Origin of the sequence: uncultured Nocardioides sp. (genome assembly GCF_947488025.1) — a bacterium.
Taxonomy (GTDB): Bacteria; Actinomycetota; Actinomycetes; order Propionibacteriales; family Nocardioidaceae; genus Nocardioides.
This window is the reverse complement of sequence record NZ_CANKYS010000014.1, coordinates 41,800-67,223: the sequence shown is the minus strand read 5'-3', so window position 1 is coordinate 67,223 and position 25,424 is coordinate 41,800. Positions and strand designations below refer to the sequence as shown.

The window sequence follows — 25,424 nt, the reverse complement described above, 5'->3', positions numbered from 1 at the left end:
TCGTCCCCGACGAGGGACGTGTCGGGTGACTCCCGGCTCTTCGGTGCGAGCTGCCGTACGGGTGTTCCTCATGGGGGACGCGGTGACGTGCGCCGTCGCCGGCCAGAAGACCCCTGACGGCTACGACGCCCTCGACAGGATGCTCACCGGCTTCGTCCGTCACGGCGGCCAGGTCGCCTGCTGCGGCACCTGCCTGGACGCCCGCGGTCTCACCGAGGACAACCTCATCGACGTCGCCCCACGCTCCACGATGGATGCCCTCGCACAATGGACCGTCGAGGCCGACGACGTGCTGACGTTCTGAGGGCAGCTCACCCCGTCGGCTGTCCCCGCTCGTCCACCCATGCCTCGAGCCACCGGCCGAGGACGTCGTACGCCTGCGTGCGGACGGGCGGGCGCGACAGGACGACGTCGTGGATGGCGCCCTCGATGGCGATCGAGGTGACGTGGCGCCCGACGGACGACGCCCAGCGCCGGATCTGCTCCACGTCGAGCACGATGTCGTGCGTGGCGGCGGTCTCCTCGGTCTGCTCGCCGAAGAAGGACCGTGCCGAGGACAGGACGAGCGTGGGGGAGTCGATGTCGAGGCCGGCGTGCAGCAGCGCGTGCCCGCGTCGTACGGCGCGCAGCCACCCGACGTAGACGGGGCGCGACTCGAGCGGCTTCCAGGTCAGGTCGTAGTCCCACTCGCCACCGTGCTCGCGGTGCAGCGACCGGCCGTAGACGTCACTGATCCGGCGGGGGATCTCCTGCATCGGTCGGCTGGTGCCGAGGCGTTCGATCGCCAGGCGCGTCGCCGGGCTGCGCAGCCACGCGGCCCCCTGCATGTCGAACCAGGGGGAGTTGAGCACCATCGCGCGCAGCTCGGCCGGCCGGCGCTCCTGCACCCACAGCGGGACCGTGAGGCCGCCGGTCGAGTGACCCGAGGCGATCACCTCGCGGTGCCCGTCGCGCTGGGTGATCCGCCACCACGTGAGGTCGATCTCGGCGAAGTACTCGGCCAGGTCCGCGACGTAGTGCGGGGTCTGGTGGTCGCGGAGCGAGCGGCCGTACTTGCGGAGGTCGAGGGCGTAGAACGCATAGCCGCGGTCCGCCCACCACCGGGCGTACTCGGTGTGGAAGAAGTAGTCGGCGAAGCCGTGCACGTGCAGCACGGCGCGGCCGTTGGGTCGCTCGGGCTCCAGCGTCACGAGCGTCGCGACGACGGGACCCTCGGGATCAGGTGGGAGCGAGATCGTCTCCACCCGGAAGTCAGGACCGAGGACGTCGGCCTGCAGCGGGACGAGAGGCATGCGGCGAGCCTATCGAGCGGCGGCGCCGACTTTCCCGGTTCCACCTCGGGGAAGCTCTGTCGAGCCCTACCCTTTGGCGGTGTCGAACGCGCTGGGGTCCGTGGCGCGCGGCATCACGTCGTACGTCCAGCAGCGTGTTGAGGGCTGGCGCACCGGATCGCGCGCGAGCCAGGCGTTCCTCCTGCTGGTGCTCGTCCTCCTCGTCGGGGTGGCCGTGGGCATCGGCGCCCTGGCCCAGGTCGTCGTCCCGGTCTCGCTGTGGTTCCTCTTCCTCATGCTCGGCCTGATGCTGCTGCGCTTCGTGCCCCTCCTGCTGCTGACGGTGGTGCTGGGGGTCGCCGCCTTCTGGACGTCTGTCGAGACCGGCTTCAGCACCCCGAGCCGGGAGGCGGCCCTGGCCATCCTCGCGGTGGGTGTGCTGCTGGCGATCTACCAGGGCAGCCGTCAGCGCTCCGGCCTGCCGATGGCGCTGAGCGAGGCCGTGCTGACCCAGCTGCGTGACCGGCTGCAGCGCCAGGGCGTCGTCCCGCCGCTGCCCAACGGCTGGCGATCCGAGTCCGCCACGATCACCGCCAACGGCCCCAGCTACGCCGGTGACTTCCTGGTCGCCGACCTGCGCGAGGGGCGGTGGCTGGAGATGGCCCTGGTCGACGTGTGCGGCAAGGGCACCTCGGTCGGCCCGCAGGCGCTGCAGTTCGCCGGTGCCCTCGGCGGCCTGATCGGGGCCCTGCCCCCGGCCGAGCTGATGGCCGCGGCCAACCACTTCCTGCTCCGGCAGGAGTCCGACGAGTCGTTGGCGACGGCCGTGCACATCAAGGTCGACCTGGTCACCGGCGACTACACGATCACCAGCGCCGGCCACCCGCCGGCCCTCCACTGGCACCTGGGCCAGCGGGGCTGGGCGGTCGACAACGCGCGCGGCATGGCGTTGGGCGTCATCGACGACGCCGAGTTCACCCCGAGCAGGGGACGCCTCCACCCCGGCGAGGCGCTGATGTTCTACACCGACGGTGTCATCGAGTCCGCCGACCGCGACCTCGACGAGGGCATCGACTGGCTGCGGGACCAGGCGCTGCGCGCCGTCGACGCCCGCGGCTTCACCGGCATGCCGAAGCGGGTGCTCAAGAAGGTGCCGCGCGGCGACGACGACCGGGCGCTCCTCGTGCTGGAGCGGCAGCCGCTCACGTCACCCGATCGTGACGTCGAGCGGTCGCGCAGCCTCGCCGGCTAGCGTCGGTCGAGGGGCTCGGGGCCGCGCGAGTAGAGCTCGCGGATGACGTCCTCGATGTCGGGCTCCTGGATCGACAGGTCCGCCACGTCGTACGACGCCGCGACCGCGGCCACGATCGGCGCCGCGCTCGCGTCGGCCGGGAACGACAACCACTGCCGCGGCCCCTCGACCCGGCGCACGGTCGCCCCGGGCACGACGACCGGCGGCGCCTCGTCGACGAGGTCGACGACGAGGGTGCGCGACGAGCCGCCCTGCGCGTGCAGCCCCGCCAGCGGACCGTCGTACACCGAGGTCCCGTGGTCGATCACGATGACGCGGTCGCAGAGCGCCTCGATGTCCTGCAGGTCGTGGGTCGTCAGCACCAAGGTGGTGCCGCGCTCGTCGTTGAGCGCGCGGAGGAACTCGCGCAGCCGGCCCTTGCTGACGACGTCGAGGCCGATCGTCGGCTCGTCGAGGTAGAGCACCTCCGGGTCGTGCAGGAGTGCCGCGGTGATGTCGCCGCGCATCCGCTGGCCGAGGCTGAGCTGGCGCACCGGGGTGTCGAGCTGGTCGCCGAGGTCGAGCAGGTCGACGAAGCGATCGAGGTTGTCGCGGTAGCGGGCGCGGGAGATCCGGTACATCTTCTGCAGCAGCTCGAACGAGTCGCGCAGCGGCAGGTCCCACCACAGGGTCGAGCGCTGGCCGAAGACCACGCCGATCCGCCGCGCCAGCTCGACCCGGTCGCGGTTGGGGTCGAGGCCGGCGACCCGCACCTGTCCGCCCGTGGGCACCAGGATCCCGGTGAGCATCTTGATGGTCGTCGACTTCCCGGCGCCGTTCGGCCCGATGTAACCCACCATCTCGCCGGCCGCTACGGCGAAGGTCAGGTCGTGGACTGCTAGCACCGAGTCGCGGACCCGGCGGCGTCGGCCGTCCACCCGACGGCGTACGGCGAAGGTGCGCTCGAGGTCGCGCACGTCGATGAGTGGGCCGGTGGCAGACATCGTCAGCTCCCCGTGGAGGTGTAGTGGCGGACGCCGGAGCGCCACACGAGCAGGGCGGCGGCCATGGTCAGCACGCCCGCCACCGGTGAGGCGAACTGGAACGCCTCGGGCATCCCCGCGGGGTCGGTGCGGCCGAGCAGGTAGAGGCAGGGGTACCAGTTGACGAAGGCGACCGGGATCACGAACGTCAGCCCCACGATCACCTCGCGCGGGAAGATGTTGAGCGGGTACTGCGTGACCGTCGCGCCGCCGTAGGTGAAGGCGTTGGCGAACTCCGTCGCGTCGGTGGTCCAGAACTGGACGCAGGAGAAGCCGACGAAGAGCCCGAAGAACACCAGCCCCCCGCTGAGCAGCATCGACACGGCCACCAGCACGCGCGTCGGGGTCCAGTCGACGTAGGTGCACGCCCACCCGAACACGATCGCAGCCTGCGTCAGCCGCCCGAGGCGCCGCAGCGTGAACTGGTCGGCGCACACCTGCACGAGCAGCGGCACCGGCTTGGTCATCATCTGGTCGAGCCGACCGGTGCGGATGTAGGTACCGATCCGCTCGACGCTGCCGATCGCGGTGTCGGCGATCGCGAGCGCGAGGGAGGCGCTGCCGTAGAGCAGTGCCACCTCGTGGAGGGTGAACCCGGCCAGGTCGTCGAGATGGGCGAACATGATCCAGAGCCCCACGAAGTCGAGGCCGGTGATCAGCCCGTTGCCCACCGCGAGCAGCACGAACGACGTCGGGTACTGCCAGGCCGCGCGGATCCACAGCCACGCGATCTGGAGGTAGGTGCGCAGGTGGAGCACGGCTCGCGGTTCAGCCACCCTGGACCACCACCTTGCGGGTGGCCAGGCGCAGCACGCCCTGGCAGGCGGCCAGCAGCACCACGGCCCACATCACCTGGAAGCCGAGCGCGGCGAGGAGGTCGAGGCCCGTGTGCTTGCCGAGCCACACGTCGGCGGGGACCTGGACGTACGACGCCCACGGCAGCGCGCGGGCGAGCGTCCCGAGCCAGCCGGGGAAGAGCACCAGCGGCAGCATCATCCCGCTGAAGAAGATCGCGAACGCCCCGCTCATCACCTTCACGCCGGACTGGTCGAGCAGCCAGAAGGCGGTGCTCGCGACGAGGAAGCGGATCGCGAAGCTCACCACGACCGCGAGCACCAGCGACACCGCGAAGGCGAGCGCGTTCAGGGGCGAGGAGGGGAGCGAGATGTCGAAGACGAGGAAGCCGATGAGCGTGGGGCCGACCCCGCGGGTGAGGAGGTGGTACGCCGCCCGGCCGAGGTCGCTGGCGAGGTACCACCCGACGAGCCCGACGGGCCGGTAGAGGTCGATCGCCACGTCACCGGTGCGGATGCGCTCGGCGAGGTCGTCGGTGGTGCCGCCGCCCCACAGTGCGATCGTCATCAGCAGCGCCTGGCCGAGCCAGACGTAGGTCACCGCGTCCTGGGCGTCGTACCCGCCCGCGGTGGGGTTGGCCCTCCACACCGCGAGGTAGGCGAAGGAGTAGATGATCCCGAACACCGAGTTGGTGAAGATCCCGGCGAGGGTTGCGGCCCGGTAGGTGGAGTAGCGGCGGAACGCGCGGGTCGCGATGGCGACGTGCAGCACCTGCTTCCCCCTCACGCGACGACGGTCCCCGGTCCACCCACGAGGGGGCCGGGGATCGTCTCACACCGGAGCGGTGCCGTGCACCTCAGCCGTGGCGGACGAGGTTGACCACACCGATGGTGCGGCCCTGGGCGTCGCGCGTGATCGCGACGCCGGCGCGCTTGGCGCGGCGGCTCAGCAGGATCTCCCGGTGGCCGGGGGAGTCGAGCCACAGCTCGACCATCGTCTCCGGGCTCAGGCCGGTGCCCCGGACGAGCGTCTCCCCGGCCCAGGAGTTGTCGCACTTGCGGATGACCTGGCGCTGGTCGCGGTGCTCGAGCACCCCGGTGCGGGCGATCCGGGCGCCCCACCGCTCAGCCAGCTGGTCGGTGCACACGTCGAAGTTCCTGATCTTGCGCAGACCGTGCGCGGCGCGCGCCTGGTTGATCCGGACCATCAGGGCGTCCTCGAGCTGTTCGCTGCTCGCGCTCGCGTCGACCACGGAGGCGCTGCGGGGGACGGACCAGGTCGCCGCCTCGGCGGCGGCTGCCGGGACGCCGGTCAGGACGGCGGCGGCGAGCGCCGTGGCGGCCAGGCGGGAGAGGCGACGGGGATGGTGCACGGGGTTCCTCCGGGAGAGATCCGCACGTCGGGGGTGCGGCAGATCTTGATGGAATCTTTCGGAAACAGGGATTGACCCTAGGTTCGCGCCGTGCGTCTGTCGAGTCCGGACGACATCTCGGAGGTTCATGCGCGGTGTTTCATCAATTGTTGGCACTCTAATCGCCGATTTCGTCCAGGCCTGATGAAAGCGCCTTGATGGTTTCTATGGGCGAGAACGCAAAAAACGAGACCCGTGGTCTGGACCTGTCGGTCCGGATCACGGGTCTCGTGAGGTGGGTGGGGCAGGTGACGGGTGGTACGGGACAGCGGCAGCGCCGCCCCGGCCCCGCTGGGTCAGTGCTGGTACGTGCCGTGCAGGATCGCGCGACCGAGCGTCTTGAAGGCGAGGTTGAAGGAGACGACGGCGGCCGAGGCGTCGGCGTCGACGCCCAGGCTGGCGTCCTTCACCGCGTGCACCACGAAGAAGTAGCGGTGCGGGTGGTCGCCCTCGGGCGGGGCCGCTCCCATGAACCCGGCCTCGCCGCCGTCGTTGCGGATGTGGAACGCGTGGCCGGGCAGGTCTCCCGATGCCGCGCCGGTGTCCAGGGAGGTGACGTCGGCGGGGACGTCGACCAGGCACCAGTGCCAGAACCCGCTCGGGGTCGGCGCATCGGGGTCGAAGCAGGTCACCACGAAGGACTGCGTGCCCTCCGGGGCTCCTGACCAGCTCAGCTGCGGCGAGGTGTTGCCGAGGGCCGCCACCTGGTCGTCCTTCAGGGGTGCGCCGTCGGTCACGTCCGTGCTGGTGACGGTGAAGGACTCGGTCGCGGGCAGGTAGTCGTAGGGATTGGGGGCCACGGGCCGCTCGATGCTCATCCCTCGAACGTAGCCACCTGCCCGTGAGCCCGAAAGGGACAATCGGGGCATGACCCAGCGCGGTGCCGACCCCCATCCCTACCTGGCGGGGCTGGTGCTCACCGGTCGCAAGGTCGTGGTCATCGGCGGCGGGCACGTCGCCCAGCGACGCGTGTCGGGGCTGCTCGGCGCCGGTGCCGACGTGACCGTCGTGAGCCTCGAGGTGACGCCGGCGCTCGAGGGGCTGGCAGGCGAGCTGACGCTGGTGCTGCGGGAGTTCACCGAGTCCGACCTCGACGGCGCCTGGTACGTCGTCGCAGCGACCGACGACCCGGCCGTCAACGCCCGCGTCGTCGCGGCCGCCGACGCCCGCCACACGTTCTGCGTCCGCGCCGACGACGCCCTCGGCGGCACCGCCTGGACCCCGGCGGTCGGCCACCACGGCAGCGTGAGCGTCGGCGTGCTCGGCAACCGCGAGCCGCGGAAGTCCGCGGCCCTGCGCGACGACATCGTCACCGCGCTGCGGGACGGGCACCTGACGGCCTCCGATGCCCACGACCGCAGCCCGGGCGTCGTCCTCGTGGGTGGGGGGCCGGGCGAGCCGGAGCTCGTGACCGTGGCCGCCCGCCACGCCCTCGCCACCGCCGACGTCGTCGTGGCCGACCGGCTCGCTCCCCGGGAGCTCCTCGACGAGCTCGGTCCCGACGTCGAGCTCATCGACGTCGCCAAGCTGCCCCGTGGCCGATCGGCGTCGCAGCAGACGATCAACGAGGTGATCGTCGACCGGGCGCGGGCCGGCAAGCGCGTCGTCCGCTTCAAGGGCGGCGACAACTTCGTCTTCGGCCGCGGCTTCGAGGAGCTGCTCGCCTGCGCGGCCGCCGACGTGCCCGTCACCGTCGTACCCGGTCTCAGCTCGGCCATCGCCGTGCCCGCCCGGGTCGGCATCCCGGTCACCCACCGCGGGATCGCCCACGAGTTCACCGTCATCTCCGGTCACCTCCCGCCCGGGCACCCGGAGTCCCTGGTCGTGTGGGACGCGGTCGCCGGGCTCCGGGGCACGCTCGTCCTGCTGATGGCGGTCGACAACGCGCCGGCGATCGCGGACGCCCTGCTCGACGGTGGACGCGACGCGGCGACGCCGGTGGCGGTGATCGTCGACGGCACGATGCCGACCGAGCGCACCGTCCTCAGCACCCTCGGTGCGCTCGCCGACGACCTGGTCGCCCACCGGGTCGCCCCGCCCGCGATCATCGTGGTGGGCGAGGTCGTCGCCGTGGCCCGTCCGGCACACTACGACCGTGCCTGACCTCGTCGAGATCTCCGACCCCGACGACCCGCGCCTGGCCGACTACCGGGACCTGCGCGACGTCGAGCTGCGCAAGAGCCTCGAGGCCGAGCACGGTCTCTTCCTCGCGGAGGGGGAGAAGGTGGTCCGCCGGGCCGTGGAGGCCGGCCACGAGGCACGATCGTTCCTGATGGCGCCGCGCTGGCTCGACGGCCTCGACGACGTGCTCGCCCGCAGTGCCGCTCCCTGCTACGTCCTGTCCGAGGCGGCCATCGAGCAGGTCACCGGCTTCCACGTGCACCGCGGGGCGCTCGCGTCCCTGCGCCGGCGGCCGCTGCCGTCCGTGGACGACGTGCTCGACGGCGCACGCTCGGTCCTGGTGCTCGAGGACCTCGTCGACCACACCAACGTGGGGGCGGTCTTCCGCTCCGGCGCCGCGCTGGGCTTCGACGCCGTGCTCCTGTCGCCACGGTGTGCCGATCCGCTCTACCGTCGCTCGATCAAGGTCGGCATGGGAGCAGTGTTCTCGACGCCGTGGACCCGGCTGCCCGACTGGTACGACGCCCTCCCGGAGCTCGCCCGGCGCGGCTGGACGACGGTCGCGCTGACCCTCGGTCCCGACTCGGTCCCGATCGAGGAGGCCGTTGCCGGCGTCGACCGCCTCGCCCTGGTGCTGGGGTCGGAGGGGCACGGTCTGTCCTCGCGCTGGGAGACCGCGGCCGATCGCCGTGCCGTGATCCCGATGGCGGCCGGGATCGACTCCCTCAACGTCGCGGCTGCCAGCGCCGTGGCCTGCTACGCCGCGGCCCGTCGCTGACCCGGCACTCAGGTCAGACGGTGCCGCAGCCGCCGGGCCGCCACGACGACCACGGCGACGCCGATGAGCAGGTAGACGACGTTACTCGCCGGGCCGACGTACCCCTCGACGACGTGCCACCGCTCACCGAGCTCGTATCCGGCCAGGATCAGCGCGGCGTTCCACACGAGGCTCCCGGCGGTCGTGAAGAGGCAGAAGCGCGCGAGCGGCATCCGGTCGATGCCGGCGGGGATCGAGATCAGGCTGCGGACCCCGGGCACCAGCCGGCCGACGAAGACCGCGGTGCGTCCGTGCCGGCCGAACCAGGCCACGGCCCGACGGACGTCGTGGGCGTGCATCAGCGGGATCCGGTCGGCCAGCGCGCAGATGCGCTCCAGCCCCCAGGCCGCCCCGAGCCAGTAGAGGACCAGCGCCCCCACCAGCGAGCCGGCCGTCGCCCAGGCGATGGCCGCGAAGACGCTGTAGTAGCCCTGGCTGGCGGTGTAGCCCGCCAGGGGCAGCACCAGCTCGCTCGGGACGGGCGGGAACACCGTCTCGAGGGCGGTGGCGAGACCGACGCCGGGGGAGCCGACCGTGCGCATGACGAGCACGACCCAGTCGAGCACTGCTTCCATGTCGTACGACGCCCCGTCAGCCGCGCTGGCGCAGCGAGTCGTGCAGCACGATCGACCCGGCCACGGCGGCGTTGAGGGACGAGGCGGTGCCGACCATCGAGATGGCGACGACCTCGTCGCACGCGGCGCGCCACCCCGAGGACAGGCCGTGGGTCTCGTTGCCCACGACGACCACGAGGCGCCCGCCGAGGTCGACGTCCGCGAGGGCCCTGCCGTCCTCGTCGGTGCCGACGATGCGGTAGCCGTGGGCGTGGGCGTGCTCGACCACCGGGCCGGGGCCGGGCACCCGGAGCACTGTCAGGGCGAAGAGCGAGCCGGTGCTGGCCCGCACCGCCTGCGGGTCGTAGGGGTCGGCCGCGTGGCCGGTGACCACGAGCGCGGACGCACCGAAGGCGTCCGCCGAGCGGGCGAGCGTGCCGATGTTGCCCGGGCTCGTCGGGCGGTCGAAGACGACGACCGGGCCGTGCGGGCGCCGCGAGTCCTCGAGGCGGGCGACGCCGTCCTCGGGCATCTCGACGACCGCGACGAGCTCGGCGCCCTCCTCGCGACCGCTGAGCCGGGCGTGCAGATCGGGGGACAGCAGTACCCGCTCGGCGTCGGTCGTCGACCACAGGTCGTCGGACCAGGTGGAGGTGGCGCCGTCGGCGCGCAGCAGGGCGCGCACCGTCCAGCCCTCCTCGACGGCCCGGGTGATGGGCCGGACGCCCTGCACCAGGAACTCCCGGTTGCGGTGCCGCTTGGAGCGGTTGGTCAGCAACGCCTCCCACTGCTGGAAGCGCGCGTTCTCCCTGGTGATCCTCAGGTCGTTCATCCGGCCGGCCAGGTGAGCGGGTAGTCCTCGGCGGCCGCGTCGTGCTTCTTGGACAGCCGCTTGCGCGCCTTCGCGGAGAGGCGGTCGCCGAAGACGGTGCCGAGCGTGTGGTCGGTCTCGTGCTGCAGGCAGCGGGCGAGCAGGCCGTCGCCCTCGAACGAGACCGGCCGGCCGTCGAGACCCTGGCCCTCGACGCGTGCCCAGTCAGGGCGGGGGCAGGGCTCGAAGGACCCGGGGAAGGACAGGCAGCCCTCGTCGTCGTCCTCGAGCCGACGGTCCTTGCCCTCGGGGAGGGTGACGACGGGGTTGCAGACGACGCCGACGGTGCGCACGCCCTCGTCGTCGGGGCAGTCGAAGACGAACATCGCCACGTCCTCGCCGACCTGGCAGGCGGCCAGGCCGACCCCCTCGGCGGCGTACATCGTGGCGACCATGTCGGCGGCCAGCGCGGCGAGTGAGTCGTCGTACGACGTCACCGCGGCCTGGGGACGGTGCATGACCGGCGTGCCCCAGCGGGTGATCGGACGGACCGAGCCGCCGTCGGGGAGGGGGCCGTGGGGCGCCCGCACCCCGGCGTCGGTGCCGGTCTCGGTGCCGGTCTGGGATTCGGTCGGCTGCTCGTCGGGCATGCGGGGATCCTAGCCAGCCGGGGGTGCGGCACCCGCGGGGCGGCTGGGTGCTGGCCATGGATGTAACTCGGAGTTACATTTGAGCCATGTCCTTCATCAGCAGCCTGCGGCCCGGTGGCCGCCACGGGTTGTCGTCCCGGGAGTCACGCGACGCGATCGGGCTCGCCGTCGCCGCGGTGAACCGGCTGGCACAGAGCGAGCTCCTCGACCGCGTGGGCCTGCGCAAGCAGGCCGAGCAGGCGGTCTACACGACGACGCGCAACGGGTTCCGGGTGGCGACCGCCGCCGGTCGCACGTTCGCCCGGGCCGGCGGCCGGACGGCCGGGGCCCGTCCGGCGAGCGTCGCGTCACGCGGGGTCTTCGACCTCACGCCCACCGAGGACGAGGAGATGCTGCTGGAGGTCGTGCGCGAGCTCGCGGCCGAGGTGCTCCGACCCGCCGCCTCCGCGGCCGACGACGCGTGCGCGCCCCCGCCGGAGGTCCTGGCCGCCGCCGAGGAGGTGGGGGTGCCCGTCCTGGGCGTCCCCGAGCAGCTCGGCGGCATCATGGAGGAGCGGTCGGCCATGGCCGGGGCGCTCGTCGCCGAGGCGTTGGCGCACGGCGACATGGGGCTCGCCGTCGCGACCCTCGCGCCCGGGGCCGTCGCCACCGCGATCGCCCTGTGGGGCACCGATGCGCAGCAGCAGACCTACCTGCCCGCGTTCACCGGTGGCACCACCGGATCGGGGGTCCCGGTCGCGGCGCTCGCCGTCGCGGAGCCTCGGGTGCTCTTCGACCCCTTCGACCTGGCGACCACGGCCCGGCGCGACGGGGACGGCTTCGTGCTCGACGGCGTGAAGTCCGGGGTCGTCCGCGGTGCCGATGCCGAGCTGTTCGTCGTGTCCGCGGTGCTCGACGGCACTCCGGCGCTGTTCCTCGTCGAGTCCGGCGCCGACGGGCTCGAGGTGGAGGCCGACCCGTCGATGGGGGTGCGCGCTGCCGGGCTGTCGCGCCTGCACCTCGGCGGCGTACGGGTGGGCGCCGACGCGTTGCTCGGTGACACGGTCGGTGTTGCCCACGCCGAGTGCGTACGCCTCTCCCGCCTGGCGTGGTGCGCGCTCGCGGTCGGCACCGGCCAGGCGGTGCTCGACTACGTGAAGCCCTACGTCAACGAGCGCGAGGCCTTCGGGGAGCCGATCAGTCACCGCCAGTCGGTGGCCTTCATGGTCGCCGACATGGCGATCGAGGTGCAGGCGATGCGCCTGCTCACCTGGAAGGCGGCCTCGCGCGCCGCGCGCGGCCAGGACTTCGCCCGCGAGGTCGGCCTGGCCCGTCAGCTGTGCGCCGAGAAGGGCATGCGCATCGGGCTCGACGGCGTGCAGCTGCTCGGCGGCCACGGCTTCGTCAAGGAGCACCCGGTCGAGCGGTGGTACCGCGACCTGCGGGCCGTCGGCGTGATGGAAGGCGCGGTGATGATCTGATGGCGATCAACCTCGAGACCCCCAGGAAGCTCGTCGGGTTGATCGATCAGGCCCACCAGCTGGCGATGAACATGTTGCGCCCGATCTCGCGGACCTACGACCGGGCCGAGCACGCGTACCCCAAGGAGCTCGACATGCTCGCCGCGCTCATCGACGGCGTGTCCGAGACCGGGGCGACCGGCGGCGCCGGTGCGGGGGGCGTACGCCGTGACACCTCTGCCGACGGCGACAGCGGGACGGTCCGCAACGGCGCCAACCTCGCGTCCGTGCTCTCCGTCGCCGAGATGTGCTGGGGCGACACCGCGCTGCTGCTGTCGATGCCGCGCCAGGGACTCGGCAACTCCGCCATCGCGTCGGTCGCCGACGAGGAGCAGCTCGAGCGCTACCGGGGCACGTGGGCGGCGATGGCGATCACGGAACCGGGCACCGGGTCGGACTCGGCCAACATCACCACCACGGCGGTGAAGGACGGCGACGAGTACGTCATCAACGGCGAGAAGATCTACGTCACGTCCGGCCAGCGCGCCGACTCGGTGGTGGTGTGGGCGACCCTCGACAAGGACCTCGGCCGCGCGGCGATCAAGTCCTTCCTCGTCCGCAAGGACAACCCCGGCCTCACGGTCGAGCGGCTCGAGCACAAGCTCGGGATCCGCTCGTCCGACACCGCGGTCATCACCTTCACCGACTGCCGGGTGCCGGCCGAGGACCTGCTCGGCTCGCCGGAGATCGACACGAAGTCGGGCTTCGCGGGCGCGATGGCGACCTTCGACAACACCCGCCCGCTGGTCGCCGCGATGGCGGTCGGGTGCGCCCGCGCCTCGCTCGACCTGACCCGCGACCTGCTCGAGCAGGCGGGCGTGGTGATCGACTACGACCGTCCCGCCCAGGTGCAGTCCGCGGCGGCGGCGACGTTCCTGCGCCTCGAGGCCGACTGGGAGGGCGCGCGGCTGCTGATGATGCAGGCCGCGTGGATGGCCGACAACCGCAAGCCCAACTCGCTCGAGGCCTCGATGGCGAAGGCGAAGGCCGGACGCGTCGGCTCCGACGTCACGCTGACGTGCGTCCAGCTGTGCGGCACCCTCGGCTACAGCGAGGCCGAGCTGCTGGAGAAGTGGGCCCGCGACTCCAAGATCCTCGACATCTTCGAGGGCACCCAGCAGATCCAGCAGCTCATCGTGGCCCGCCGGGTGCTGGGGCTGAGCAGTTCCGAGCTGCGCTGACCGGCGCTTCCTTGCGCATGAACGCGCCGACCGGGCGCTTCCTGCCACAGGAAGCGCCCGGTCGGCGTGCGGATCAGGAGACGGACTTGAACGGGTCGTGGTCGGAGAGGATCTTGTCGACGCGGGCCTGGTCGATGCGGGAGACCACGTAGCTGTCCTCCTGGGCGTCACGGACGCACTTGGCGAGGGTGAAGCTCGACGTGGTGAGGAACATGGTCCCGAGGCCGAGGAAGGCGCGGATCCACGGGTCGACCGGCAGGTAGAAGATCGCGAAGATCATGGTCAGCAGCGCGACGGCGAAGGAGACGCCGGCCTGCAGGAAGAAGGCGTTGGTGTTCTTGGTGGGAGTCGAGGAGGCCATGGGTCAACCGTCGTCGTCCACGAGCGTCGCCGGAGCCGCAGGCCTACCCGATCCGGGCTGAGTACCCGCGCTCAACCGTTCCGAGTACGTTCTGCCCATGCCGGACCAGCCAGCCCACATGACGCCCGAGGAGTTCCGCCGCCACGGGCACGCCGCCATCGACTGGATCGCCGACTACTGGGCCTCGCTCGACGACCTGCCGGTCCGCGCGCAGGTCGCGCCCGGCGACGTACGACGCCTCCTGCCGGCGTCGGCGCCGGAGGACGGCGAGCCGTTCGACGCCCTGCTCGCCGACCTCGACCGGGTCGTCGTGCCCGGCCTCACCCACTGGCAGCACCCGCGGTTCTTCGCCTACTTCCCGGCCAACTCCTCACCCGCCGCGATCCTCGGCGACCTCCTCTCCAGCGGCATCGGCGCGCAGGGGATGATCTGGGCGACCAGCCCGGCCGTGACCGAGGTCGAGCAGGTGGTGCTGGACTGGTTCGCCGAGGCGCTCGGGCTGCCGGAGGCGTTCCGGAGCGACGGTCCGGGCGGCGGCGTCATCCAGGACACCGCGTCCACCGCGACCTTCACCGCGCTGCTGTCCGCGCTGCACCGCGCCAGCGCGGGCGACGTACGACGTCACGGCGTCGGCGACGCCGGCTGGCGCGTCTACGGCTCCACGCAGGCGCACTCGTCACTGGTGAAGGCGGCGATGATGGCGGGCCTCGGCGAGGACGCCGTCCGCACGATCGCCGTTGACCCGGTGACCCAGGCGATGGACGTCGAGGAGCTGCGCGCCGCGGTCGTCGACGACGTGGAGGCGGGGCTGCGTCCGGTGATGGTGCACGTCGCCGCCGGCACGACCTCGACGGGTGCGATGGACGACATCGCCGAGGTCGCGGAGGTGGTGCGCGAGTGGGGCGTGTGGCTGCACGTGGACGCCGCGTGGGCGGGCGTCGCTGCGGTGTGCCCCGAGCACCGCGACGTCCTGGCCGGCGTCGAGGCCGCGGACTCGTTCGTCACCAACCCCCACAAGTGGCTGCTGACGACCTTCGACTGCAGCACCTTCTGGGTGCGTGACCGGGCCGCCCTGACCGGGGCCCTGTCGATCCTCCCGGAGTACCTGCGCAACGCCGCCACGGAGTCGGGCGAGGTCGTCGACTACCGCGACTGGCACCCGCAGCTCGGACGCCGGTTCCGGGCGATCAAGCTGTGGGCGGTGCTGCGCACCTACGGGCTCGAGGGCCTGCGCGCGCACGTCCGCAGCGGCGTCGCGCTCGCCCGGCACGTCGCCGACCTGGTCGCGGCCGACGACCGCTTCGAGATGGTCACCCAGCCCTCGCTCTCGCTCGTGGTCTTCCGGCTCGCTGCCGGCGACGAGCAGACCTTGGCCGCGATGGAGGCCGTCAACGCCTCGGGGGAGGCCTACCTCTCGCACACCACGGTCGAGGGCCGGGCGGCCATCCGGCTGGCGGTGGGCAGCTGGCGCACGACGGAGGCGGACGTGGACCGCACGTGGCGGGCGCTGCAGCACGCGGCCGGCGCGCAGGGGTGACCCGGACCTGATCCGGACTGGCAGGGTGGCGTCATGAAGCTCTTCGCCGACACGCCGCTCCGCCGCACGCTGCAGGTGCTCGCCGACCTCCTGTTCGTCGCGTGGCTGGTGCTCTGGGTCTGGATCGGGATGGCCGTCCACGACGGCACGGCGCAGCTGGCCGAGCCCGCCCGCCAGACCGACTCGGCGGCCACGTCGATGGCCGAGCAGCTGCGCGACGCCGGGGGTCAGCTGGGGGAGGCGCCGCTGGTGGGTGACGAGCTGGCGGTGCCGTTCGACCGGGCGGCCGCCGCGTCCGACGGTCTCGCCGCCGCGGGCCGCGACACGGTCGAGGCGGTCGAGCAGCTGGCGCTGCTGCTCGGCCTGTCGGTGGCGCTGATCCCGATCCTCATCGTCTCGGCGATCCACCTGCCGCTCAGGTGGCGCTTCATCCGCGAGGCGACGGCCGGCGCGAGGTTCATCGACGCCTCGGAGGACCTCGACCTCTTCGCCCTCCGCGCGCTCGCCCACCAGCCGATGCACGTGCTGGCGAAGGTGAGTGACGACCCGGCCGGGGCGTGGCGCCAACGGGACCCCGACGTCGTACGACGTCTCGCGGCGCTCGAGCTGGCGGACGCCGGGCTGCGGCCGAAGCACCTGCCGGCCGCGTAGAGTCCAGACACGTGCAGTTCCTCGACGGCGCAGCGCCGCCCCACGACCTGACCTATGACGACGTCTTCATGGTCCCGCGCGCCTCCTCGGTCGCGAGCCGCTACGACGTCGACCTCGCCACCGACGACGGCACCGGCACGACCCTGCCGCTCGTCGTCGCGAACATGACCGCCATCGCCGGCAGGCGGATGGCCGAGACGGTCGCGCGGCGCGGGGGCATCACGGTGATCCCGCAGGACATCCCGATCCCCGTGGTCACCGACGTCGTCCGGTGGGTCAAGCAGCGACACCGGGTCTTCGACACCCCGATCGAGCTGCGACCCGACCAGACCGTCGCCGAGGCGCTCTCACTGATCCCGAAGCGGGCGCACAGGGCGGCCGTGGTGGTGCAGGACGGGCGACCGGTCGGGGTCGTCTCGGAGGCCGACTGCGCGGACGTCGACCGATTCGCCCAGGTGTCGAGGGTGATGAACCAGGACGTCGTGACGGTCCAGGCCGACGCCGACCCGCGCGAGGTCTACGACGCGATCGAGCGGGCCAAGGCGCCGCTCGCGGTCGCCGTGTCCGCCACGGGCGAGCTGGTCGGCGTGCTGACCCGGCTCGGCGCCCTCCGCGCCACGCTCTACACGCCGGCCGCCGATCCGTCCGGGGGGCTGCGGATCGCCGCCGCGGTCGGCGTCAACGGTGAGGTCGCCGACCGCGCCGCCATGCTGCTCGAGGCGGGCGTCGACTGCCTCGTCGTCGACACTGCCCACGGCCACCAGGACCGGATGGTGCAGGCGCTGCGGGCGGTCCGCGCCCTGTCGCCGACGGTTCCGGTCGCCGCCGGCAACGTCGTCTCGGCCGAGGGCACCCGCACCCTGATCGAGGCCGGCGCCGACATCGTCAAGGTCGGCGTCGGGCCCGGCGCCATGTGCACCACGAGGATGATGACCGGCGTCGGTCGGCCGCAGTTCTCCGCAGTCCTGGAGTGCGCCACCGCCGCCCGCGAGCTCGGCAAGCACGTGTGGGCCGACGGGGGAGTGCGCCACCCGCGCGACGTCGCCCTCGCGCTGGCCGCGGGCGCCTCGTCGGTGATGATCGGCTCCTGGTTCGCCGGCACGCACGAGTCGCCGGGCGACCTGATGCTCGACGCCGACGGCCGGCCGTTCAAGGTGTCCTTCGGGATGGCCTCGGCCCGGGCCGTGGCCAACCGCACCTCCGGCGAGTCGTCGTACGACCGCGCGCGCAAGGGCCTCTACGAGGAGGGCATCTCCTCCTCGCGGATGTACCTCGACCCCGACCGCCCCGGCGTCGAGGACCTCATCGACCAGATCTGCTCCGGCGTCCGGTCCGCCTGCACCTATGCCGGTGCGAGCGACCTCACGCAGCTCCACGAGCGCGCGCTCGTGGGCGTCCAGTCCGCCGCCGGCTTCCACGAGGGCCGCCCGCTCGAGAAGTCGTGGTGACGTGCGCGAGCTGGAGCACGTCTTCGTGATGACCTACGGCCGGTCGGGCTCGACGCTGCTGATGGGCATCCTCAACTCGATCCCGGGCTGGCTGCTGCGCGGGGAGAACCGCCACGCCATGCGGCACCTCTACGACTTCCACCGCAGCGGCCTGACCGAGCGGGCACGCGTCGACCCGGCCCGTGCGAGCCAGCCGACGCACCCGTGGTTCGGGATCGAGGCGTTCCCCGAGGCGGCGTCGCTGCAGCACATCCGTGCGCTGGCCGAGGCGACCCTGCTGCGGCCCGAGCACGACACGCGGGTCACCGGCTACAAGGAGATCCGCTGGTACGACGACGACCTGCCCGACTACGTCGACTTCCTGCGCCAGGTGTTCCCCGGCGCACGCTTCGTGGTCAACACCCGCAACCTCGAGGACGTCGCGGCCAGCAACTACTGGACGCACAAGGACGACCCGCTGGCGCAGGTGCGGGCGATCGAGGACAAGATCCTCGGCACGGTGGCCGGCCTGGGCGACGCCGCCTACCGCGTCCACTACGACGACTACGTGGCCGATCCCGAGGTGCTGCGCGGGCTCTTCGACTGGTTGGGCGAGGTCTACGACCAGGACCGCGTCGAGTCCGTGCTCGCCACCCCCCACTCGCGCCGGGGCAAGCACCGGGACTGACTGCGTCCGCCCTCGACTGGGCGTCGATGGTCGAGTCCTCCGCCTTCGCACACCGGCCTTCCTGGTCACCGGCAAGGGGCCCCGGTCCGGACGCGGCCCCGTACGCAGCGGGTTGTGCGAGGCTGAGCCCATGCTCATCAACCCCGGCAGCGACCGACCGCAGGGTCCGTGGGACCCGGACGAGAAGAAGAAGTGGATCGACACGCAGTACTTCTGGGTGCTCATGCCGCTCCTGCTGCTGATGGTCGGGACCATGGTGCTGGTGTCCGTCCTCGGCTCCTGACCGCGAGCTGGCGCCCGTGCGCCCTCACGGCTCCCGGCGGCGACTGACCGGTCCGCGACGCAGGGCGCGGAGGAGACCACCCGCGACACTGCGCGGCCGGAGGACCGGCGTACCCGACGAGGCGGTGTCCTGCATGCCGGCGAGGGTCTCGGCCAGGACCGACGTCGCGTCCGCCGACGGCGCCCACCCCAGCTCCGTCCGGGCCCGCATGGTGTCGAGGAGGGGCACGGCGAAGCCCATGTCGATCCAGCCCGGGTCGAGCGGCTGCACCCGCGCGTGCCAGCTGGCCGACACGGCAGCGCGCACCGCGCGGGACGGGACGTGGACGAGTCGAGCGCCGAGGACGTCGGCCACGTCCTGTGCGGTGACCGGCGGCTCGGCGGCCAGGTTGAACGCGCCCGCTGTGCGGGCCCCCAGCACCCGGGCCAACGCATCCGCGACGTCGTCGGCGTGGACCATCGGGATGACGAGGCCCTCGTCGATCGGCAGCACCGGCACGTGGCGCAGCAGCCCGGCAGGGACCAGGGCGGGCAGCCCGTAGCGCAGCAGGGCACTGCCGGCGCTGCGCTGGCCGATGATCCCGGGCCGCACCCGGGTGACGACCACGTCCGGCGCGTCGACCTCCAGGGCGTCGAGCAGCCGTTCGGCGGCGGCCTTGTGCCGGCTGTACATCGACGTCGGGACCCCGCCGGTGGGCCACGTCTCGTCGACCGGGGCGTCGTCCCGCTTGGGCGAGTAGGCGCCGACCGACGACATGTGCACCAGGTGCGGGACCCCGGTGGCCACCACTGCGTCGATGACGCGACCCGTGCCACCGACCCCGAGCTCGCGCAGGTGCTCCTCCCGGTGCGAGGGCTGGAACCCCCACGCGAGGTGCACGACTGCGTCGGCGCCCCGGCACGCGGCGCGCAGCGCGGGCGTGTCCGACTCGTCGGTCAGGTCGACGGCCACCCACTCCATCGCGGGCAGCACGTCGTCGTCCGGCGGTCGCCGGACGACGCCGACGAGCTCGTGCTCGCCGTCCTGGGCCAGCCGCCGGACGAGGGCCGAGCCGACGTTGCCGCTGGCTCCGGTGATGACGATGCGCATGCGCGACCTGTACCCCGTCCCGCGCCGCGCAGACCTCCGGCCCCGGGAACAGCCTCAGCGCGACGTGTTGGCCGTACGTCCCTTGGTCACGCCGACGAACGTCTGGGTGACCTCGTCGTCCCGGTCGATGCGCCAGACCAGCGCGATCGCGCTGGGCTCGAGGTCGGTCACGACACGCGTGACGACGTCCTTGCGCTGGTGGAGCCGGGCCACCGACATGGGTACGACGACGATGCCGGTGCCGGCGGCGACCGTCTCGATCGCCTCCCGCTCGGTCATCGGCGGCCAGTCGAGCTGGTCCGCCGCAGGTGTCCACCCGCTCGGGTGCGGGCGGACCAGCTGCTCGTCCACGAGGTCGGCCGTGGTGACCTCCTCGTCGGCTGCGGCGAGCACGTGGTCGCGGGAGGCCACGGCCACCTGCAGCTCGTCGTAGAGCCGGACGCAGTGCAGTCCGTCGCGGTCGACCGGGAGCCGGACGAGAGCCATGTCGAGGCTGCCGTCCCGCACCCCCTCCAGCTGGTCGGCCTCCGTCACCGGCACGAGCTCCAGCGGCTCGCGCCGGCGCTCGCGCCAGTGCCGGGCCCACTTGTCAGGAGTCGCGCCGGTGACGAAGCCGATGCGGAGCGGGTCGGTGGTCATGGGACGGAGCCTAGGCCTCGCTCTTCTCGACCGAGAGGACGAAGTCGTCGCCGTGCTCGGTGACACCGGTGATGACCGCGGCCTCGACGGCCTCGATGGCGTACTTGCGACGCACGACCAGCGGGTCCTGGGCGAGGTCCTTCACCAGGGCCACGGCCAGGCCGATCATGATGAGCACGAAGGGCAGCGCCGCGATCACCGTGATGGTCTGGAGCCCGCTGAGGGCGTCCTGGCCACCGACGAGCAGCATGACCGCCGCGACGGCACCGGTCGCGACGCCCCAGAAGATGACGGTCGGACGGCTCGGGTGGATCGTGCCGCGCTCGGAGAGCGAGCCCATCACGATCGAGGCGGCGTCCGCGCCGGAGACGAAGAAGATGCCGACCAGGACCATGACCACGATGCTCGAGACCGTGGCGAGGGGGTAGGCCTCGAGGGTGCTGAAGAGCTGGTTCTCCAGCCCACCCGCGCCCGCGATGTCGGTGCCCTTCTCCTGCAGGTCGATGGCCGCACCGCCGAAGATGCAGAACCACACGACGCTGATCATGCTGGGGACGAGGAGCACACCGGTCACGAACTGGCGGATGGTGCGACCACGGGAGATGCGGGCGATGAACATGCCGACGAACGGCGTCCACGACAGCCACCACGCCCAGTAGAAGACGGTCCACGTCGAGAGCCAGGTGCTGACCTCGTCGCCCTCGGCAGCGGTGCGCGCGGCCATCATCGGCAGGTCGGCGAAGTAGCTGCCGATCGAGGTGGGGACGAGGTTGAGGATGAAGACGGTGGGGCCGACGATGAACACGAACAGGGCGAGGGCCACGGCGAGGACCATGTTGATGTTGGACAGCCACTGGATGCCCTTGGCCACGCCGGAGACGGCGGAGAGCACGAAGGCTGCCGTGAGGACGGCGATGATGCCGACGAGGACGGCGTTGCCGGTGTCGCCGAGCCCGGCGACGATCTGCAGGCCGGACTCGATCTGGAGGGCGCCGAGACCGAGCGAGGTGGCGGAGCCGAAGAGGGTCGCGAAGATGGCGAACATGTCGATGGCCTTGCCGCCCAGTCCGTGGGCGTGGCGACCGAGGAGCGGCTCGAAGGCCGAGCTGATCAGCTGGAGGCGTCCCTTGCGGTAGACGCCGTACGCGACGGCGAGCCCGACGACCGCGTAGATCGCCCACGGGTGCAGGGTCCAGTGGAACATCGTGGTCGCCATCGCGTGCTGCGCGGCCGCGGCGTCCCCGGCCTCACCGGTGCCCGGCGGGGGCGTGACGAAGTGGCTGATCGGCTCGCTGACGCCGTAGAACATGAGCCCGATGCCCATGCCGGCGCTGAACATCATCGCCACCCACGAGATGGTCCGGAACTCCGGGTCCTCGTCGTCGCGGCCGAGCGGGATGTTGCCGAACTTGCCCAGCGCCAACCAGATCACGAAGACCACGAAGGCGCTCGAGGTGAGCACGAAGAGCCATCCCGCGTTCCTCATCGTCCAGCCGAGGCCGGTGCCCGAGGCGTCGGCGAGGCTGTCGGTGCTGAGGAAGCCCCAGACGAGGAAGGCGAGGCTGACGACAGCAGTGACGCCGAAGACGAGCTTGTCCACGCCCGTCTCGCGAGGCACGGTGGGCTCGATGGCCGCGTCCAGGGCGGGGTGCGGGTCGTCGACGAGGTCAGGTGTGGGCAGGTCTCGGGGATGCTCGATTCCGGTGGCCATCCGAGGACCAGACCAAAGAACGACGCGATGGCGCAAACCGGGAGTATGGGCCCCCGCTCACACTGAGACGAGGCCCACAGCGGAGCCGCGGTCGAGCGCCCTACGCACGTGAGGCCAGGGCCCGGCCCCACGCTCGCGCCCGCTCCAGCTCGCCGTCGACGAGCGGACCGGGGGCGTCCGCGACGTAGAAGGACTCGGTCGCCACCATCGTGCCGAGGCGGTGGCGCGACACGAACCGCCCGGCTGCGCGGGCCGCCGACCCGGGCAGCCGGCGCACCTGCTGGGCACGCGTGTCGAAGGTCGCGACGGCGCACGAGGTGTCGCCGGCGGGCAGGGTGGCCAGCCACTCGCGGATGCCGGGGCCCTCGTGCCCGGCCTCCGCGCCGCGGTCGTGCGCGTCGCGCCGGGTCGCGGGCCGGCTCATGGAGAAGGCGTGGGTCGGGCCGCCGAGCACGACGAGGTCGACGCCGTCGGGCAGCGGGGACGGCGCAGCCGCGACGTCGACGACCTGCACCGGTCCGCCGTCGCCGTCGGTGAGGCCGTCGGCGATCGCCTGCGCCACCTGACGGGTGTTGCCCCAGTGGGCCTCGTGGACCACCAGTGCGGTCATGGTGTGCTCCTCTCGGGTGCGGGGACGGGCCGTGGACCAGGTGGGAAGGACCGCAGCCACCGTGCCGTGAGCCACGCGCTCGCCGCGAGCAGCAGCAGGCTGGGCACCGCATCGGGTCCCAGGTGCACGTCGGCGTCGGTGACGAGGGCCAGGACGGGCCCGGCCCACAGCGCGGTGAAGAGCGTGAGGATCTTGAGGAGGGCGACCGTCGCCAGCGCACCCGCCACCGCCCGACGCCGCAGGAGGAGGACTCCCACGGCGGCGATCGCAGGCAGGACCGCCGCGAGGTCGAGGATGAAGACGGGGTACGGCGTGCCGCCGACGCCCTCGGGCTCGGGTCGGGGCCCGCCCAGTGCGTACGGCAGGAGCACCGAGAGCCACAGCCCGGCGAACAGCACCGCGGTGACGACCAGCACCCACCCGGTGGCGCGGGTCAGCCGGGGCGAGGCGGTCGAGGTCGGCGGCCGCTCGACGAGGCGGTGCAGTCCGCCGAGCAGGCCGGCGCCGGACAGAAAGACGATCACGACGTAGACGAGGAAGACGCGGTTCATCGGGACGCCGGTGACGTAGATCAGGTAGCTGTAGAGGAGGTAGGCGAGCAGCCCCAGCCGTGCGAGGTGGGATGCGTTGGACGACACCGTGGGGCGCACGAGGAGGACCAGGAGCGCGGCGACCACCATGCTGCAGGCGTCCTGGGCCCGCGCCGACACGACGGTCGCCTCGGGCAGCGACCGGTACGGCGTCTCGGCGAGGAGGCCGTAGAGCGATGCGCCGACCACCGCGGCGGCGAGCGCCCACGTCGACCAGCGCGTCACGGTGCTGGTCGGGCCTGGCGCAGCGTCTGCGGGCGGGGGAGGAGCCTCCCGGGCGGTGGGGGCGGAGGTCGCGGTCGTCTCGCCGGCCAGCGCGGGCCAGTCCGCGCGCGCGACCGGCACGAGCAGCAGCAGCGCGGGGACGCACCACAGCCAGAAGCCGAACCCGAACGACATCAGGAGGACGTGGAACGCGATCACGCCGGCCCAGCCGACCCGGGCCGCCGGCCCACCACGCAGCAGCAGGAGACCGAGCACGACCTCGCCCGCAGCCAGCGCCAGGATCCAGGCGACCGGGTGGGCCATCACCACGGACCGCCACGTGTCGGTGACGAAGGGCCAGAAGGACTCGTCGGCGAAGGTGCGGTAGGCCTCCGGGTCCGCCGCGACGATGCCGGCGTTGATGCCGCCCATCACGAGGTAGAAACCGCCCACGAAGCGGCGTACGACGGAGGCGCGCGTGCGGCCGCTCGGCACGACGGCGGGGCTCGTGCGGGGCTGCAGGATCGTGGTCTCCGGCACACCTCAAGGCTCCGCCTCGGTGTGGACGACGGTCAGGGGCGAAGGTCGGGGCGGGCGGGGACCTAGGTCCCCGGCTTGCCGGCGTCGGCGTAGGAACGGACGACCGCGATGGTGAGCGGGAAGTCGACCGGGTGCTCACGGAACAGCAGCCGGCCGGCGGTGGCCGCTGCCTCGGTCATCTCGGCGGCGACCGCGTCGGCGAGCTCGACCGGGGCGTGCACGACCACCTCGTCGTGGAGGAAGAGGACGAGGTGCGGCCGGGACTCGAGGCTGCCGTCGCCGAGCCGCCAGAGCCGGTTGCGGAGCTCGGCGACCCAGCAGAGCGCCCACTCGGCCCCGGTGCCCTGCACCACGAAGTTGCGGGTGAACCGGCCGAAGGAGCGACGATGACGGTCGAGGGTGGCGAGGTCCGCCGGAGGCGCCTCGGGCGACTCGTCCCACGACCCGCCGAGGGCCGGGCTGCCCCGCCCGAGCAGCGTCCGGACCGCCTGGCCGCGCTCGCCTGCGCGAGCCGCCTCCTCGAGCAGCCCGAAGGCCTGCGGGTAGCGCCGGGTCAGCTCGGCGACCATCCGTCCGCTCTCGCCGCTCGTCGCGCCGTACATCGCGCCGAGCAGACCGAGCTTGGCGTGCTGGCGCGTCGCGACGGCCCCGGCCTCGACCATCCCCTGGTAGAGGTCGGTGCCCCGCGCGGCGCCCGCCAGCGCGCGGTCGCCGCTCATCCCCGCGAGCACCCGCGGCTCGAGCTGGGCGACGTCGGCGACGACGAGCGCCCAGCCCTCGTCGGCCACGGCCGCCGACCGCACCTGCACCGGGAAGGACAGCGCGCCCCCACCGTTGGACGACCACCGACCCGTTGCCGAACCGGCGGGCTGGTAGACCGGGCGGAAGCGCCCGTCGCGCACCCACTCGTCGATCCAGGCCCAGCCGTTGGTCGAGAAGAGGTGTGCCAGCGACCGGTAGCGCAGGAGCGGCTCGACGGCCGGGTGGTCGACCGTGCGCAGCGTCGAGGCGCGTGTGTCGACGACCTCGATGCCGGCCCGGCGCAACGCGGCGAGCAGCTCAGGATGGGAGTCGGGGTTGAGGCCGGGAGCACCCAGCAGGGCGCGTACGTCGTCGGCGCACTCCGCGAGCAGCCGCGGTCGTGCCCCGCGGGGCGGGCGCGGACCCAGCCGGTCGGTCAGCAGCGCCTCGTGGACCTCGACGCTCCACGGCACCCCCGCGTGCGTCATCTCGGCGGCTGCGAGGGCGCCGGCCGACTCCGCGGCGACGAGGAGCCGGAGACGCGCGGCGTCGGGAGAGGCGTCGATCGCCGCCAGCTGGCGCGCGTCCTCGAGGTCGGCCCGCAGGTGGTCGACCGCGTCGTGCCCGCTGAACAGGACGGGCTCGGAGACGGTCGCCGGCCCGAGCTGGTCCCAGAGGTCGGCGTCCTCGCCGGCCAGGAGCGTGATGTCGACGGCGGGCGCGCGCGACAGCAGTCGACGGGACAGACGCAGGTCGTGGCACCGCGCCACCCGCACGCCGGCCGCCAGCAGCGAAGGCGCCCAGCGGGCGGTGTCGTCCCAGACCCATCGGGGACCGTCCGCCTCGCGCGCGGCCACGTAGGCCGGCAGGTCGGCGAGCGCGACCTCGTGGCTCGTGCGGCCATCGGCCACCAGGGCGCGCTCGCCCGGCAGGCGGGACAGGTGCACGCGCGTCATGGGGGACAGCCTC

Annotated in this window: 27 protein-coding genes; 11 read left to right on the top strand and 16 right to left on the bottom strand. The window is 72.7% G+C overall.

The features are described from left to right. Positions 1 to 25: 25 nt before the first annotated feature. On the top strand, positions 26 to 304 hold the full coding sequence (locus Q1B24_RS19070) for a DsrE family protein (RefSeq protein WP_299931621.1): 279 nt from the start codon (positions 26 to 28) through the stop codon (positions 302 to 304). A gap of 7 nt (positions 305 to 311) precedes the next feature. Here the strand turns inward: Q1B24_RS19070 and Q1B24_RS19065 are convergent, their stop codons facing one another. Continuing rightward, entirely contained in the window at positions 312 to 1,292 is a 981-nt protein-coding gene (locus tag Q1B24_RS19065) for an alpha/beta hydrolase (RefSeq protein ID WP_299931619.1), read from the bottom strand. 79 nt (positions 1,293 to 1,371) lie between these two features. On the opposite strand from Q1B24_RS19065, the gene Q1B24_RS19060 reads away from it, so the two are divergent. After that, positions 1,372 to 2,523, top strand: a complete 1,152-nt coding sequence (locus Q1B24_RS19060; RefSeq protein WP_299931617.1) for a PP2C family protein-serine/threonine phosphatase — start codon at positions 1,372 to 1,374, stop codon at positions 2,521 to 2,523. Here the strand turns inward: Q1B24_RS19060 and Q1B24_RS19055 are convergent. The 5 genes from Q1B24_RS19055 to Q1B24_RS19035 all read right to left on the bottom strand — a co-directional run bounded on the left by Q1B24_RS19055 (position 2,520) and on the right by Q1B24_RS19035 (position 6,569). After that, positions 2,520 to 3,506: an ATP-binding cassette domain-containing protein gene (locus tag Q1B24_RS19055; RefSeq protein ID WP_299931615.1), complete on the bottom strand. Its 987-nt coding sequence runs from the start codon at positions 3,504 to 3,506 to the stop codon at positions 2,520 to 2,522. The two genes, Q1B24_RS19060 and Q1B24_RS19055, sit on opposite strands and share 4 nt — an antisense overlap. 2 nt (positions 3,507 to 3,508) lie before the next feature. Continuing rightward, positions 3,509 to 4,321, bottom strand: a complete 813-nt coding sequence (locus Q1B24_RS19050; RefSeq protein WP_299931613.1) for an ABC-2 family transporter protein — start codon at positions 4,319 to 4,321, stop codon at positions 3,509 to 3,511. Then, entirely contained in the window at positions 4,314 to 5,126 is an 813-nt protein-coding gene (locus tag Q1B24_RS19045; protein WP_299931612.1) for an ABC-2 family transporter protein, read from the bottom strand. Before Q1B24_RS19045 ends, Q1B24_RS19050 begins: the two co-directional genes overlap by 8 nt. Positions 5,127 to 5,196: 70 nt before the next feature. Then, on the bottom strand, positions 5,197 to 5,712 hold the full coding sequence (locus Q1B24_RS19040) for a CAP domain-containing protein (protein WP_299931611.1): 516 nt from the start codon (positions 5,710 to 5,712) through the stop codon (positions 5,197 to 5,199). Positions 5,713 to 6,047: 335 nt separating this feature from the next. Next, complete coding sequence (locus Q1B24_RS19035) at positions 6,048 to 6,569, bottom strand: YbhB/YbcL family Raf kinase inhibitor-like protein (RefSeq protein ID WP_299931610.1); 522 nt, start codon at positions 6,567 to 6,569, stop codon at positions 6,048 to 6,050. A 49-nt stretch (positions 6,570 to 6,618) separates the two neighbouring features. On the opposite strand from Q1B24_RS19035, the gene cobA reads away from it, so the two are divergent. Together cobA and Q1B24_RS19025 are read left to right on the top strand one after the other, a co-directional pair. Continuing rightward, the gene (gene cobA / locus Q1B24_RS19030; RefSeq protein WP_299931609.1) at positions 6,619 to 7,854 is read left to right on the top strand and encodes a uroporphyrinogen-III C-methyltransferase; all 1,236 of its coding nucleotides are present in this window, start codon (positions 6,619 to 6,621) and stop codon (positions 7,852 to 7,854) included. Beyond that, positions 7,847 to 8,650 carry an RNA methyltransferase gene (locus Q1B24_RS19025; protein WP_299931607.1) on the top strand — a complete coding sequence of 268 codons (804 nt, stop codon included), beginning with the start codon at positions 7,847 to 7,849 and terminating at the stop codon, positions 8,648 to 8,650. The genes cobA and Q1B24_RS19025 overlap by 8 nt, the downstream gene beginning before the upstream one ends. Before the next feature lie 8 nt (positions 8,651 to 8,658). Here the strand turns inward: Q1B24_RS19025 and Q1B24_RS19020 are convergent, their stop codons facing one another. Genes Q1B24_RS19020 through def form a run of 3 tightly spaced genes read right to left on the bottom strand, consistent with a single transcriptional unit; the run spans position 8,659 to position 10,704 of the window. Further along, positions 8,659 to 9,264 carry a DedA family protein gene (locus Q1B24_RS19020; protein ID WP_299931604.1) on the bottom strand — a complete coding sequence of 202 codons (606 nt, stop codon included), beginning with the start codon at positions 9,262 to 9,264 and terminating at the stop codon, positions 8,659 to 8,661. Between the two features lie 16 nt (positions 9,265 to 9,280). Continuing rightward, complete coding sequence (locus Q1B24_RS19015) at positions 9,281 to 10,075, bottom strand: TrmH family RNA methyltransferase (RefSeq protein WP_299931602.1); 795 nt, start codon at positions 10,073 to 10,075, stop codon at positions 9,281 to 9,283. Then, positions 10,072 to 10,704, bottom strand: a complete 633-nt coding sequence (def, locus tag Q1B24_RS19010; RefSeq protein WP_299931600.1) for a peptide deformylase — start codon at positions 10,702 to 10,704, stop codon at positions 10,072 to 10,074. The genes Q1B24_RS19015 and def overlap by 4 nt, the downstream gene beginning before the upstream one ends. Positions 10,705 to 10,790: 86 nt before the next feature. Here def and Q1B24_RS19005 point away from each other — a divergent pair, with 86 nt between their 5' ends. Next, on the top strand, positions 10,791 to 12,164 hold the full coding sequence (locus Q1B24_RS19005; protein ID WP_299931598.1) for an acyl-CoA dehydrogenase family protein: 1,374 nt from the start codon (positions 10,791 to 10,793) through the stop codon (positions 12,162 to 12,164). Next, positions 12,164 to 13,384 (top strand): acyl-CoA dehydrogenase family protein, encoded by a 1,221-nt coding sequence (locus Q1B24_RS19000; RefSeq protein WP_299931596.1) that lies wholly within the window; start codon positions 12,164 to 12,166, stop codon positions 13,382 to 13,384. The genes Q1B24_RS19005 and Q1B24_RS19000 overlap by 1 nt, the downstream gene beginning before the upstream one ends. Positions 13,385 to 13,457: 73 nt before the next feature. Here the strand turns inward: Q1B24_RS19000 and Q1B24_RS18995 are convergent, their stop codons facing one another. After that, positions 13,458 to 13,745, bottom strand: coding sequence for a YiaA/YiaB family inner membrane protein (locus Q1B24_RS18995; RefSeq protein WP_299931594.1), 288 nt, complete (start codon positions 13,743 to 13,745; stop codon positions 13,458 to 13,460). 97 nt (positions 13,746 to 13,842) lie between these two features. On the opposite strand from Q1B24_RS18995, the gene Q1B24_RS18990 reads away from it, so the two are divergent. From Q1B24_RS18990 to Q1B24_RS18970, 5 genes are all read left to right on the top strand, one after another. Then, the gene (locus tag Q1B24_RS18990) at positions 13,843 to 15,282 is read left to right on the top strand and encodes a pyridoxal-dependent decarboxylase (protein WP_299931592.1); all 1,440 of its coding nucleotides are present in this window, start codon (positions 13,843 to 13,845) and stop codon (positions 15,280 to 15,282) included. 33 nt (positions 15,283 to 15,315) lie between these two features. Beyond that, a complete protein-coding gene (locus Q1B24_RS18985; RefSeq protein WP_299931590.1) occupies positions 15,316 to 15,933 on the top strand; it encodes a hypothetical protein in 618 nt (205 codons plus the stop codon). Between the two features lie 11 nt (positions 15,934 to 15,944). Then, a complete protein-coding gene (locus tag Q1B24_RS18980; RefSeq protein WP_299931588.1) occupies positions 15,945 to 17,381 on the top strand; it encodes a GuaB1 family IMP dehydrogenase-related protein in 1,437 nt (478 codons plus the stop codon). Between the two features lies 1 nt (position 17,382). Continuing rightward, a complete protein-coding gene (locus tag Q1B24_RS18975; protein WP_299931586.1) occupies positions 17,383 to 18,048 on the top strand; it encodes a sulfotransferase in 666 nt (221 codons plus the stop codon). Positions 18,049 to 18,178: 130 nt separating this feature from the next. Continuing rightward, positions 18,179 to 18,331 carry a hypothetical protein gene (locus Q1B24_RS18970; protein ID WP_299931584.1) on the top strand — a complete coding sequence of 51 codons (153 nt, stop codon included), beginning with the start codon at positions 18,179 to 18,181 and terminating at the stop codon, positions 18,329 to 18,331. Between the two features lie 24 nt (positions 18,332 to 18,355). Here Q1B24_RS18970 and Q1B24_RS18965 read toward each other — a convergent pair whose 3' ends face one another. From Q1B24_RS18965 to Q1B24_RS18940, 6 genes are all read right to left on the bottom strand, one after another. After that, positions 18,356 to 19,420, bottom strand: a complete 1,065-nt coding sequence (locus tag Q1B24_RS18965) for an NAD-dependent epimerase/dehydratase family protein (protein ID WP_299931582.1) — start codon at positions 19,418 to 19,420, stop codon at positions 18,356 to 18,358. 54 nt (positions 19,421 to 19,474) lie between these two features. After that, positions 19,475 to 20,059 (bottom strand): LysR family substrate-binding domain-containing protein, encoded by a 585-nt coding sequence (locus Q1B24_RS18960; protein ID WP_299931580.1) that lies wholly within the window; start codon positions 20,057 to 20,059, stop codon positions 19,475 to 19,477. A 10-nt stretch (positions 20,060 to 20,069) separates the two neighbouring features. Continuing rightward, positions 20,070 to 21,770, bottom strand: coding sequence for a BCCT family transporter (locus tag Q1B24_RS18955; protein WP_299931578.1), 1,701 nt, complete (start codon positions 21,768 to 21,770; stop codon positions 20,070 to 20,072). A gap of 100 nt (positions 21,771 to 21,870) precedes the next feature. Continuing rightward, positions 21,871 to 22,380 (bottom strand): hypothetical protein, encoded by a 510-nt coding sequence (locus Q1B24_RS18950; protein ID WP_299931577.1) that lies wholly within the window; start codon positions 22,378 to 22,380, stop codon positions 21,871 to 21,873. After that, positions 22,377 to 23,714 carry a hypothetical protein gene (locus tag Q1B24_RS18945; protein ID WP_299931576.1) on the bottom strand — a complete coding sequence of 446 codons (1,338 nt, stop codon included), beginning with the start codon at positions 23,712 to 23,714 and terminating at the stop codon, positions 22,377 to 22,379. Before Q1B24_RS18945 ends, Q1B24_RS18950 begins: the two co-directional genes overlap by 4 nt. A gap of 62 nt (positions 23,715 to 23,776) precedes the next feature. Continuing rightward, positions 23,777 to 25,411, bottom strand: a complete 1,635-nt coding sequence (locus tag Q1B24_RS18940) for a bifunctional 3'-5' exonuclease/DNA polymerase (RefSeq protein WP_299931575.1) — start codon at positions 25,409 to 25,411, stop codon at positions 23,777 to 23,779. Between the last annotated feature and the right edge of the window lie 13 nt (positions 25,412 to 25,424).

Bases quoted from the DNA above. Each gene is read 5' to 3' on its own strand.
- Q1B24_RS19065 (WP_299931619.1), bottom strand. From the start codon at position 1,292: ATGCCTCTCGTCCCGCTGCAGGCCGACGTCCTCGGTCCTGACTTCCGG.
- Q1B24_RS19055 (WP_299931615.1), bottom strand. From the start codon at position 3,506: ATGTCTGCCACCGGCCCACTCATCGACGTGCGCGACCTCGAGCGCACC.
- Q1B24_RS19035 (WP_299931610.1), bottom strand. From the start codon at position 6,569: ATGAGCATCGAGCGGCCCGTGGCCCCCAATCCCTACGACTACCTGCCC.
- cobA (WP_299931609.1), top strand. From the start codon at position 6,619: ATGACCCAGCGCGGTGCCGACCCCCATCCCTACCTGGCGGGGCTGGTG.
- Q1B24_RS19020 (WP_299931604.1), bottom strand. From the start codon at position 9,264: ATGGAAGCAGTGCTCGACTGGGTCGTGCTCGTCATGCGCACGGTCGGC.
- Q1B24_RS19015 (WP_299931602.1), bottom strand. From the start codon at position 10,075: ATGAACGACCTGAGGATCACCAGGGAGAACGCGCGCTTCCAGCAGTGG.
- def (WP_299931600.1), bottom strand. From the start codon at position 10,704: ATGCCCGACGAGCAGCCGACCGAATCCCAGACCGGCACCGAGACCGGC.
- Q1B24_RS19005 (WP_299931598.1), top strand. From the start codon at position 10,791: ATGTCCTTCATCAGCAGCCTGCGGCCCGGTGGCCGCCACGGGTTGTCG.
- Q1B24_RS19000 (WP_299931596.1), top strand. From the start codon at position 12,164: ATGGCGATCAACCTCGAGACCCCCAGGAAGCTCGTCGGGTTGATCGAT.
- Q1B24_RS18995 (WP_299931594.1), bottom strand. From the start codon at position 13,745: ATGGCCTCCTCGACTCCCACCAAGAACACCAACGCCTTCTTCCTGCAG.
- Q1B24_RS18990 (WP_299931592.1), top strand. From the start codon at position 13,843: ATGCCGGACCAGCCAGCCCACATGACGCCCGAGGAGTTCCGCCGCCAC.
- Q1B24_RS18985 (WP_299931590.1), top strand. From the start codon at position 15,316: ATGAAGCTCTTCGCCGACACGCCGCTCCGCCGCACGCTGCAGGTGCTC.
- Q1B24_RS18970 (WP_299931584.1), top strand. From the start codon at position 18,179: ATGCTCATCAACCCCGGCAGCGACCGACCGCAGGGTCCGTGGGACCCG.
- Q1B24_RS18965 (WP_299931582.1), bottom strand. From the start codon at position 19,420: ATGCGCATCGTCATCACCGGAGCCAGCGGCAACGTCGGCTCGGCCCTC.
- Q1B24_RS18960 (WP_299931580.1), bottom strand. From the start codon at position 20,059: ATGACCACCGACCCGCTCCGCATCGGCTTCGTCACCGGCGCGACTCCT.
- Q1B24_RS18955 (WP_299931578.1), bottom strand. From the start codon at position 21,770: ATGGCCACCGGAATCGAGCATCCCCGAGACCTGCCCACACCTGACCTC.
- Q1B24_RS18950 (WP_299931577.1), bottom strand. From the start codon at position 22,380: ATGACCGCACTGGTGGTCCACGAGGCCCACTGGGGCAACACCCGTCAG.
- Q1B24_RS18940 (WP_299931575.1), bottom strand. From the start codon at position 25,411: ATGACGCGCGTGCACCTGTCCCGCCTGCCGGGCGAGCGCGCCCTGGTG.